This is a genomic window from Amycolatopsis sp. lyj-346, assembly GCF_046548975.1.
Classification (GTDB): Bacteria; Actinomycetota; Actinomycetes; order Mycobacteriales; family Pseudonocardiaceae; genus Amycolatopsis.
Map to the genome: position 1 here is coordinate 20,456 of NZ_JAJPWT010000031.1, position 8,590 is coordinate 29,045.

Below are 8,590 nucleotides of genomic sequence, written 5' to 3' on the forward strand. Positions count from 1 at the left end.
ATGACAGAATGATTCGCCGGGTGGCGGGAACACGAGAGGGGAGATCCATTCCCCGTATCCGAGGAGCCACCTGTGTCCGAGCAGCCCGCCCAGCAGCAGACCCCGCCCGGGACCACAGCCGCGATGACGCCGCGGCCCGACCACGGCGAGCACACCTACCGCGGCTCCGGCAAGCTGACCGGCAAGGCCGCGCTGATCACCGGGGCGGACAGCGGGATCGGCCGCGCGGTGGCGATCGCGTACGCGCGGGAAGGCGCCGACGTGCTGGTCTCCTACCTGGACGAGCACGAGGACGCCGAAGAGACGCGCCGCTGGGTCGAGGAGGCCGGGCGCAAGGCCGTCGTCGTGCCCGGCGACGTCGCCGATCCGGCGCACTGCCGGGCCCTGGTCGCCCGCACGGTCGAGGAGTTCGGCCGGCTCGACGTCCTGGTGAACAACGCCGCCTTCCAGATGAGCCACGAGACCCTGGAAGAGATCCCGGACGAGGAGTGGGACCGCACCCTCGCCATCAACCTGAGCGCGTTCTTCCACCTCGCCAAGGCGGCGGTGCCGCACATGAAGCCGGGGGCGTCGATCATCGGCAGCTCGTCGGTGAACTCCGACAGCCCGACGCCGCAGCTGCTGCCCTACGACGTGACGAAGGCGGGCATCGCGAACATGTGCGCGGCGCTGGCGCAGCTGCTGGGGCCGAAGGGGATCCGGGCCAACAGCGTCGCGCCGGGACCGATCTGGACGCCGCTGATCCCGGCCACCATGCCGGAGGAGCAGGTGAAGTCCTTCGGCGAGCAGGTACCGCTGGGCCGCGCCGGCCAGCCGGCCGAGCTGGCGCCGGTGTACGTGCTGCTGGCCTCCGACGACGGCAGTTACGTCTCCGGGGCCCGCGTCGCGGTGACGGGCGGCGCGCCGATCCTCTGACCCGAACGGGAAAGCCGCCGGAGCCGTGCGGTTCCGGCGGCTTTCCTCTCGCTCAACGCCGCTCCAGGTGCAGGCAAACGGCGATCTGGCCGGCCACGCACGCCGCGAACAGCCACGGCAGGGCCAGGAAGATCCCGGCGGCCAGCAGCGCCAGCGCGACGGCGTCCAAGGCCAGGCACAGCAGCAGCCGTCGCGGGGAGCCCGCCCGCAGGCTCCGCTCGATGCCGCGCAGCCGCCGCCGTTCCCACGCCCTGAGCGGCGGGCCCGGGTCAGCGGCCGCGGGGGTCGTCACTTTCGCCCTGCTCGTCGGGCTGGGTGGCCCCCGCGGCGATCTCGGACGGTGACGGCTTGCCGCCGGGGTGCCCGCGGGTGAGGTGGGCTTCGGCGCGCATCCGCTCGACCATGTGCGGGTAGTGCAGCTCGAACGCCGGGCGCTCCGAGCGGATGGGGGGCAGCTCGAGGAAGTTGTGCCGCGGCGGCGGGCTGGTGGTCGCCCACTCGAGCGAATTGCCGAAGCCCCACGGGTCGTCGACGTCGACGGGTTCGCCGTAGCGGTAGCTCTTGAAGACGTTCCAGATGAACGGCAGCACCGACAGGCCCAGCAGGAACGCCCCGACCGTGGACACCATGTGCATCCCGGTGAACAGGTCGCTGGAGAGGTAGTCGGCGTAGCGGCGCGGCATGCCGGCGTCCCCGAGCCAGTGCTGGATGAGGAACGTCGTGTGGAAGCCGATGAACGTCGTCCAGAAGTGCCACTTCGCCAGTCCTTCGTCGAGCATCCGGCCGGTGATCTTCGGGAACCAGAAGTAGATGCCGGCGAAGGTCGCGAAGACGATCGTGCCGAAGAGCACGTAGTGGAAGTGGGCGACGACGAAGTAGCTGTCGTGGACGTGGAAGTCCAGCGGCGGCGAGGCGAGGATGATCCCGGTCAGCCCGCCCAGCAGGAAGGTGACGAGGAAGCCGACCGACCACAGCATCGGCGACTCGAACGTCAGCTGCCCCTTCCACATGGTGCCGATCCAGTTGAAGAACTTGATCCCGGTCGGCACCGCGATGAAGAACGTCATGATCGAGAAGAACGGCAGCAGCACGGCGCCGGTGGCGAACATGTGGTGGGCCCACACCGCCACCGACAGCGCCGTGATCCCGATCGTCGCGAACACCATCGTCTTGTAGCCGAACAGGGGTTTGCGGCTGAACACCGGGATGATCTCGGTGACGATCCCGAAGTAGGGCAACGCGACCACGTACACCTCGGGGTGGCCGAAGAACCAGAACAGGTGCTGCCACAGGATCGCGCCGCCGTTCTCCGGGTCGAACACGTGCGCGCCGAGGTGCCGGTCGGCCAGCAGCCCGAACAGCGCCGCGGTCAGGATCGGGAACGCCAGCAGGATCAGCACCGAGGTGAACAGGATGTTCCAGGTGAAGATCGGCATGCGCCACATGAGCATCCCGGGACAGCGCAGGCACACCACGGTCGTGATCATGTTGACCGCGCCGAGAATGGTGCCGAGCCCGGTGACGATCAGCCCCGAGATCCACAGGTCGCCGCCGACGCCGGGGGAGTGGATGGCGTTGGACAGCGGCGTGTAGGCGGTCCAGCCGAAGTCGGGCGGGCCGCCGGGCGTGGCGTAGGCGGAGAGGACGACCAGGCCGCCGAACAGGTAGAGCCAGTAGGAGAACGCGTTGAGCCGGGGGAACGCGACGTCCGGGGAGCCGATCTGCAGCGGCAGCACGAAGTTGGCGAACCCGAACAGGTTCGGCGTGGCGTAGAGCAGCAGCATGATCGTGCCGTGCATGGTGAACAGCTGGTTGTACTGCTCCGGCGACAGGAACTGCAGGCCGGGCCGGGCCAGTTCGCCGCGCATCAGCAACGCCGTCAGGCCGCCGATCAGGAAGAACCCGAACGACGTCGTCAGGTACAGCACCCCGATCGTCTTGTGGTCGGTGGTGCGGAGGGTCTTCAGGATCGTCGCACCGCGCGGGCCCCGCCACACCGGCCGGTGGGGGATCGGGGCCGGGCGTGTCACCGTGTCGGTCATCGAACTCCCACCTGCCGTGGCCGGGAAACGGGCTGTGCCGCGCGTACCCGGGCGTGGGCCGGATACACGCGGCGAACGGGGGTTCCCGGTGCGGTCAGCCGCTCGGGTGCAGGACGGCGCGCAGGCAGTCGTCCTTCTTGTGCTTGAACAGGTCGTAGGCCCGTGGGCCCTCGGCCAGCGGCATGCGGTGGGTGGCCAGGTGGCCGGTCGGCAGCTCGCCGCGGGCCATCCGGTCGAGCAGCATCGGCACGTAGCGCTGCCCGTGCTGCTGCGCGCCGCGCACGGTGAGGCCCTTGTTCATGACGGCACCGAGCGGGAACTTGTCGACGACGCCGGCGAAGACGCCGAGGACGAACACCGTGCCGCCCTTGCGGCAGGCGTAGATGGCTTCGCGGACGGCGTCCGGCCGGTCGGTCTCCAGCCGCAGCTGCTGCTTGACCTGGTCGTACGCGTGGTGCACCCCGGCGCTGTGCGCTTCCATGCCGACGGCCTCGATGCAGACGTCCGGCCCGCGGCCGCCGGTGCGTTCGCGCAACTCGGCGCCGACGTCGGTGGTGGTGTAGTCGATCGTCTCCGACCCGATGTGCTGCTCGGTCATCCGCAGCCGGTAGCCGTACCGGTCGATCGAGAACACCCGTTCGGCGCCGAGCAGCATGGCCGCCTTGGCCGCCATCTGGCCGACCGCGCCGCACCCCCACACGGCAACGACGTCACCCGGCTGCACGCCGCCCAGATCCGCGCCCATCCAGCCGGTCGGGACCGCGTCGGAGGCGAACAACGCACTGTCGTCGTCGAGGCCTTCGGGCACCGGGAAGGCGCCGTAGTCGGCGAAGGGGACCCGGACGTACTCGGCGTGGCTGCCGCGGAAGCCGCCCATGGCGTGCGAATAGCCGAAGACGGCGCCGGGTTCGTAGCCGAACAGCGCCGAGCCGATGCCCGGGTTCGTGTTGCTGTTGTCGCACAGCGACCACAGGTCGTGGGCGCAGTACCAGCAGCGGCCGCAGCCGATGAACGAGCAGACGACCACCCGGTCGCCCACCTTGTGCCTGCGGACCTGCGAGCCGACCTCGACGACTTCGCCGAGGAACTCGTGGCCGAGCACGTCGCCGGCCTGCATCGCCGGGATGTAGCCGCCGATGAGGTGCAGGTCGGAGCCGCAGGTCGTGGTCGCGGTGACCTTGAGGAGCACGTCCTGCTCGTTGCGGATCTCCGGATCGGGGACGGTCGCCACGGAAAGCCGGTTCACGCCTTCCCAGCACAGTGCCTTCACAGCCGTCCCTCCCCACCCGCGCGGCGGGTCGCCAGCCGCAGGAGCAGCCCGCCCGGCGTCGGCTTCCCGGTCGTCGGCGCGTCGGTGCGGAGCACTTCCCCGGTCTCCAGCACCGACTTGACGTCCCGCAGTGCGCTGCGCACGGGCTGCCGCGGATCGCGGCCGGCCAGCCGCCGGGCGGCGCCGCCCAGGCCGGCGGCCGCCGGTTGCCGCGGCTTGGCCGCCAGTTCCGTGCCGCGCCCGCCGGGGGCGGGACGCACCCGCGTCTCGGCGTCGTCCGCGAGCTCCGCGAACGCCTCCCGCAGCCGCGGGTCGTTCTCGACTTCGTCCGGGGGCAGGTTGACGGTCACGCCGAGCCAGCGATCCACCTCCGGTGACTTCCGCCGCGCCGCGGCGGTGCCCGCCGCGATCCCCGCCACGGCGAGTGCTCCGATCGGCCATTTCATGCCGGGTCCTCGATTCTCCTCGATGCCACGGTCGGGACGGGGCTTCCCGGATCGCCGCCCGACACACGCGGAAACACCGTCCGGTTGCGGCGCCGGGGTGTCCGCAACCGGAGTGAGACCCGATCGGGGATTGACGCCGGTCCGGCCGGGTATGCCGTCCGGCGTAGCGCCGTCCACCGGCCGGCCACGGGCCGCGGCGCGGATCGCCGAAAGGAACCGCCATGCCCACCGCCACCCCCGCCCGCACCCGGACACCCGTGCAGGTCGCCGCCGCGGTCGTCGCGGTCGTCTTCCTGCTGGTCGGCGTGCTCGGCTTCATCCCGGGCGTGACCACCGGTTACGACCGGCTGAGCTTCGCCGGCCACGACTCGATGGCCATGCTGCTCGGCCTGTTCATGGTCTCGGTGCTCCACAACATCGTCCACCTGCTGTTCGGCGTCGCCGGGCTGGCCGCGGCCCGCACCCCGCGCGGCGCCCGGCTGTTCCTCGTCGCCGGTGGCGCGATCTACCTGGTGCTCTGGCTGTACGGGCTGCTCATCGACCACGGCAGCGACGCGAACTTCGTGCCCGTCAACACCGCGGACAACTGGCTGCACCTGGTACTGGGCGCCGGCATGATCGCCCTCGGCCTGCTGACCGCCCGCGCGGGCCGCGCGGCCGGTCCGGGGCCGCACGCCGCCCGGGGGCCCGGCCTCGGCTGACTCCCACGCACCGCGTGGTCACCAGGGACGTCGGCGGCTGCTCGTGCCGGCCCGCCGACGTCCCGTGCCGCGTCACCGGGTTTCGATGATCCGCTTGAACTCGGTGCAGGCCCGCTCGACCTTGTTCTGCGGGTTCGCCAGCAGCGCCGCGACCGCTTCGCCGATCTTCCCGCCGGGCAGGGCGTACTCGAGAGCGACTTCCAGCTCGGTCACGCCGTCGCCCTTGTCCTCGAAGCGGACGACGCCGGCGTTCGCGACGTCGGGGTCGGCCTCCGCGACCGTGGTCCAGGCGAGCCGGTGCGGTGGGGAGTCTTCGGTGATCCGCGCTTCCCACTCGACGGTGGAGCCGGCCGGGCCCGCCACCTTCCAGCGCGTCCGCGTTCCGTCGCCGGTGATCGCCTCGACGGATTCGACGTCGGAGAAGATCTCCGGCAGCCGGGTCAGCGGCCGCCACCAGTCGTAGCAGGCCTGGGCCGGAGCGTGGACTTCGATGCGGTACGTCGCCTTGTCCATGGGTGCCTCCCGTGCACGCGGCGGCAGCCGGGTCGCCGCCGCCGCGCCCCGGCTACCCCGCGTGCCCGGGGTTACCCGTCCTGTTCCTTGGTGCGCAGCAGCACGGTGAGCGACCGGCCGCCGACCACCAGCGTTCCCCGGCCCGGCACCGTGCGCGGGGTCGCGAGCCGGTCGCCGGCCACCCCGCCGACCAGGATGCCGCCCACGGAGCGGTGGAACACCTCGCCCGTCGCGGTGTCGAGGACGATGGCCCACTCCTCGCCGTAGCCGCCGTCGGGGATCGTCATCGTCAGGTCGTCGTCGTGGGCGTTGAAGCAGAGCAGGAACGAGTCGTCCTGCACGCGCTCCCCGCGCGCGTCGAGGTCGGGGATCGCCGTGCCGTTGAGGAAGACCACGATGCTGCGGCCGAAACCGGCCTCCCAGTCCTGGTCGGTCATCTCGTCGCCGGCCGGGGTGAACCAAGCGATGTCGCGCAGCTCGTCGCCGCGGCGGATCGGGCGACCGGCGAAGAAGCGGCGGCGGCGGAACACCGGGTGCTGGTGGCGGAGGTCGACGACGGCCGAGGTGAACTCGAACAGCTCGCGGTTGCGGTCCAGCAGCGACCAGTCCACCCAGGACAGCTCGTTGTCCTGGCAGTAGGCGTTGTTGTTGCCCTGCTGGGTGCGGCCGAGTTCGTCGCCGTGCAGGAGCATCGGCACGCCCTGCGACAGCAGCAGCGTGGCGATCTGGTTCCGGCGCTGGCGGGCCCGGAGGTCGAGGACCTTCTCGTCCTCGGTCGGGCCTTCCGCGCCGCAGTTCCAGGAGCGGTTGTCGTCGGCGCCGTCCCGGCCGTCCTCGCCGTTGGCTTCGTTGTGCTTTTCGTTGTACGACACCAGGTCGTTCAGGGTGAAGCCGTCGTGCGCGGTGACGAAGTTGATCGACGCGAACGGGCGGCGGCCGTCGCTCTGGTAGAGGTCCGACGAGCCGGTGATCCGCGACGCGAACTCGCCCAGCGTCGCCGGCTCGCCCCGCCAGAAGTCCCGGACGGTGTCCCGGTAGGCACCGTTCCACTCCGTCCACAGGGGCGGGAAGTTGCCGACCTGGTAGCCACCGGGGCCGACGTCCCACGGCTCGGCGATCAGCTTCACCTGGCTCACCACGGGATCCTGCTGCACCAGGTCGAAGAACGTGGCCAGCCGGTCGACGTCGTAGAACTCGCGGGCCAGCGTGGCGGCGAGGTCGAACCGGAAGCCGTCGACGTGCATCTCCGTCACCCAGTACCGCAGCGAGTCCATGATGAGCTGCAGGGTGTGCGGCTGACGCACGTTGAGCGAGTTGCCGGTGCCGGTGTAGTCCATGTAGTACTGCGGGTCGTTCTCGACCAGCCGGTAGTAGGCCTGGTTGTCGATGCCGCGCATGGACAGCGTCGGCCCGAGGTGGTTGCCCTCGGCCGTGTGGTTGTAGACGACGTCGAGGATGACCTCGATGCCCGCCTCGTGCAGCGTCCGCACCATCGCCTTGAACTCGTGCACCTCGCTGCCCGGCGTGGCGGGCAGGATCGACGCGGCGTATTCGTTGTGCGGCGCGAAGTAGGCGATGGTGTTGTAGCCCCAGTAGTTGGCGAGGCCGCGCTCGGTGAGGGCGTGGTCGTGCAGGAACTGGTGGACCGGCATCAGCTCGACGGCCGTGACGCCGAGGGTCTTGAGGTACTCGATCATGACCGGGTGCGCGAGCCCCGAGTACGTCCCCCGCAGCTCCTCCGGAACGTCCGGGTGGAGCTTGGTCAGCCCGCGGACGTGGGCTTCGTAGATGACGCTCTCGTTGTACGGCACCTTCGGCGGCCGGTCGTTGGCCCAGTCGAAGTACGGGTTGACGACCACCGCGCGGACGGTGTGCGCCGCCGAGTCGTCGTCGTTGCGCTCCCCGGGACGGCCGAACCGGTACCCGAACACGGATTCGTCCCAGTCCACCCGGCCGGTGACGGCCTTGGCGTACGGGTCGAGCAGCAGCTTGGCGGGGTTGCACCGCAGCCCGCGGGCGGGATCGTGCGGTCCGTGGACCCGGTAGCCGTACTCCTGGCCGGGACCGACGCCGGTCAGGTAGCCGTGGTGGACGAAGCCGTCGACCTCCGGCAGCCGGATCCGGGTCTCGGTTCCGTCCGGGGCGAACAGGCACAGGTCGACGCGGTCAGCGACCTCGGAGAAGAGCGCGAAGTTGGTGCCGACGCCGTCGTAATCGGCTCCGAGCGGGTAGGGGGAACCGGGCCAAGGCTGCACTGGGCCTCCACAGGTGCGAGGGATCTCCGGCGGGGATACCCGGCCCGCCGGTCCCGGACACCGTGACGTCGCCCTCTCCACCCGGACGCACCAGCCGGCGCGGGACCGGGTGTACCGCGGTCCCGCGCCGATGCGCCGGTGGGCGTCAGGTCAGCTTGTTCTTGACTTCCTTGGCCTTGCCCTTGGCCGTGCCCTTGGCGTCCTGCAGGGGCGCGTAGGTCCCGTAGAGGGCGGGGTCGGGTTTGGGTGCGGTGCCGGGGCCGCCGAGGGGTTGGGGGTCCATGAGGTATTCGATGCCGGCGGCGGTGGTCCAGCTGGATCCCTTGGCGCCGTCGGGGCCGTCGGAGAGGTGCCAGATGGTGTGGTTGTGGGTTTGGTCTTCTTCGTCGAGCAGGGCGCCCGGGGCGATGTCTTCTTCGAGGCCGTCGGCTTTGAGTTCTTCGATGGC

Annotated in this window: 8 protein-coding genes and 1 pseudogene; 2 read left to right on the plus strand and 7 right to left on the minus strand. The window is 70.8% G+C overall.

The window, feature by feature from the left end; genetic code table 11:
• The first annotated feature begins 72 nt into the window (after positions 1-72).
• Positions 73-915 carry an SDR family oxidoreductase gene (locus ACLJQE_RS43955; protein WP_410645807.1) on the plus strand — a complete coding sequence of 281 codons (843 nt, stop codon included), beginning with the start codon at positions 73-75 and terminating at the stop codon, positions 913-915.
• A 52-nt stretch (positions 916-967) separates the two neighbouring features.
• Here the strand turns inward: ACLJQE_RS43955 and ACLJQE_RS43960 are convergent, their stop codons facing one another.
• The 4 genes from ACLJQE_RS43960 to ACLJQE_RS43975 form a co-directional block, all read right to left on the minus strand.
• Positions 968-1,207, minus strand: coding sequence for a hypothetical protein (locus tag ACLJQE_RS43960; protein WP_410645808.1), 240 nt, complete (start codon positions 1,205-1,207; stop codon positions 968-970).
• On the minus strand, positions 1,185-2,957 hold the full coding sequence (ctaD, locus tag ACLJQE_RS43965) for a cytochrome c oxidase subunit I (protein ID WP_410645809.1): 1,773 nt from the start codon (positions 2,955-2,957) through the stop codon (positions 1,185-1,187). The genes ACLJQE_RS43960 and ctaD overlap by 23 nt, the downstream gene beginning before the upstream one ends.
• Positions 2,958-3,051: 94 nt before the next feature.
• Positions 3,052-4,227, minus strand: a complete 1,176-nt coding sequence (locus tag ACLJQE_RS43970; RefSeq protein WP_410645810.1) for a zinc-dependent alcohol dehydrogenase — start codon at positions 4,225-4,227, stop codon at positions 3,052-3,054.
• Positions 4,224-4,673 carry a hypothetical protein gene (locus ACLJQE_RS43975; protein WP_410645811.1) on the minus strand — a complete coding sequence of 150 codons (450 nt, stop codon included), beginning with the start codon at positions 4,671-4,673 and terminating at the stop codon, positions 4,224-4,226. The genes ACLJQE_RS43970 and ACLJQE_RS43975 overlap by 4 nt, the downstream gene beginning before the upstream one ends.
• Positions 4,674-4,894: 221 nt before the next feature.
• On the opposite strand from ACLJQE_RS43975, the gene ACLJQE_RS43980 reads away from it, so the two are divergent.
• The gene (locus tag ACLJQE_RS43980) at positions 4,895-5,374 is read left to right on the plus strand and encodes a DUF4383 domain-containing protein (protein WP_410645812.1); all 480 of its coding nucleotides are present in this window, start codon (positions 4,895-4,897) and stop codon (positions 5,372-5,374) included.
• Positions 5,375-5,446: 72 nt separating this feature from the next.
• Here ACLJQE_RS43980 and ACLJQE_RS43985 read toward each other — a convergent pair whose 3' ends face one another.
• From ACLJQE_RS43985 to ACLJQE_RS43995, 3 genes and pseudogenes are all read right to left on the minus strand, one after another.
• Positions 5,447-5,887 carry an SRPBCC family protein gene (locus ACLJQE_RS43985; RefSeq protein ID WP_410645813.1) on the minus strand — a complete coding sequence of 147 codons (441 nt, stop codon included), beginning with the start codon at positions 5,885-5,887 and terminating at the stop codon, positions 5,447-5,449.
• 71 nt (positions 5,888-5,958) lie between these two features.
• Positions 5,959-8,142 carry a glycogen debranching protein GlgX gene (gene glgX, locus ACLJQE_RS43990; protein ID WP_410645814.1) on the minus strand — a complete coding sequence of 728 codons (2,184 nt, stop codon included), beginning with the start codon at positions 8,140-8,142 and terminating at the stop codon, positions 5,959-5,961.
• Between the two features lie 145 nt (positions 8,143-8,287).
• Positions 8,288-8,590: pseudogene (locus ACLJQE_RS43995) on the minus strand (catalase); the annotation flags it as partial.

Excerpts from the sequence above, each read along its gene's own strand:
- ctaD (WP_410645809.1), bottom strand. The coding sequence starts at position 2,957 with ATGACCGACACGGTGACACGCCCGGCCCCGATCCCCCACCGGCCGGTG.
- ACLJQE_RS43985 (WP_410645813.1), bottom strand. The coding sequence starts at position 5,887 with ATGGACAAGGCGACGTACCGCATCGAAGTCCACGCTCCGGCCCAGGCC.
- ACLJQE_RS43975 (WP_410645811.1), bottom strand. The coding sequence starts at position 4,673 with ATGAAATGGCCGATCGGAGCACTCGCCGTGGCGGGGATCGCGGCGGGC.
- ACLJQE_RS43980 (WP_410645812.1), top strand. The coding sequence starts at position 4,895 with ATGCCCACCGCCACCCCCGCCCGCACCCGGACACCCGTGCAGGTCGCC.